Source organism: Streptomyces sp. NPDC051104 (assembly GCF_040682835.1).
Lineage (GTDB): Bacteria > Actinomycetota > Actinomycetes > Streptomycetales > Streptomycetaceae > Streptomyces > Streptomyces cynarae.
The window spans coordinates 1-1,278 of sequence record NZ_JBFBBS010000153.1 but is presented as its reverse complement, the minus strand read 5'-3'; the positions used below and the strand labels follow the sequence as shown (position 1 = coordinate 1,278).

Below are 1,278 nucleotides of genomic sequence, written 5' to 3'. Positions count from 1 at the left end.
TTCCGTGTGGCGAAGCATGATGGTTGTCACTGGATCGGCGCTCTACCTGTCACCAGCAGCGCACGAGGCATGGTTGGTGTCACCGGCTCCCATGCTCCGCCGGCCGCTTGAGCTGCACGGCGACCTCGTCTGTCCTTTGACAGCGAGGGTGGAGCTGTCGGCGGTGCTGTTCCGAGGTGGCTGGGTCGATGTGGACTTCCACGAGGCGGGCAGCGCCGTACCGCCTCAGCTCCCGCGAGGGCCTCTGCAAGAGGCCACTTGAAGAGGGAAAACGCAACTTCGACAGAGTCTGCGGAGGTGGCTATCGTCACCTGTCATTCGGCGGCGCCCACAGTCGCATAGGAGTGCCATCAGGCTGAGTCGATCACGCCCACAACTCCCCACCCGACGGGCAGGCCATCGAATCGAGTCCACGCCCGGACAACGAGACCGTCAGGAACTTCCACACCAGGCCCCTCGGCCAGGGAGAGACGCATGCCCCATCTTGCTCTGTACACGTTCGGCGTCCTGAAGTCACCCCTCACCGATCCCGCACGTCTTACGCGGGAGTTCCACGAGAGCGGTGAGGCCGTCTACCGGGAGATCGGCCAGCACCCCGGATATATCGCTCGTGCTGAAGCGGCGGATCGCAGCCTGGGCGCACGGACGGATTTCGACTCGGACTGGGGTGAATGGGGAGAGTTCGCTGTTCCGGCCTGGTACGGGAAAGGCCGCACTGTGGAAACCACCGCCCTGGCCGCGACCCTCTCGCTCTGGACCGACCTGCGATCCGCCTTCGACTCCATCTACACCGGTCTGCACCGTGCGGCGCTCAACAGGCGTTACGACTGGTTCGAGCGGACGGGACACCCGGGTTACGTGTTCTGGTGGGTCACCGACGGCACGATACCCGCCTGGCAGGACGGGGTTGCCAGGCTGGAACACCTCCACGACCACGGCTCCGCGCCGTACGCCTTCACCTTCCACCACTCGTTTGACCCAGGCGGAACACCGACCAGACTCGAAGCCAGAACGAAGAGCGAGGTTCGCTGACTCGGAACCCTGAACGACTGGGTTCGCTGTGAAACGCCTCGATTGGATGACGGCGGACATCGTCAGTCGGCCTGCCGAGCCCGTTCTGCAATCTTGGTGACAACAAGCCTGCCTATGTGACAACTATCGTGCTTCGGCCCACACAGACAGGTTTATAGCAGTCTTGAATTCCCCGCGAGTAATAGTCAATACCTGTGGGTCGGTTGAGGTGGTTCAGGCTGCGTGAGCCTTGGGGCGCTCGACGAG

At 63.1% G+C, this 1,278-nt stretch carries 1 protein-coding gene; it reads left to right on the top strand.

The annotated features are described in order from the left end of the window. Positions 1-474: 474 nt before the first annotated feature. Positions 475-1,032, top strand: a complete 558-nt coding sequence (locus AB0N14_RS40215) for a DUF3291 domain-containing protein (protein ID WP_366030626.1) — start codon at positions 475-477, stop codon at positions 1,030-1,032. The last annotated feature ends 246 nt before the right edge of the window (positions 1,033-1,278 follow it).

Coding starts and splice junctions, on each gene's coding strand:
- AB0N14_RS40215 (WP_366030626.1), top strand. CDS start 475: ATGCCCCATCTTGCTCTGTACACGTTCGGCGTCCTGAAGTCACCCCTC.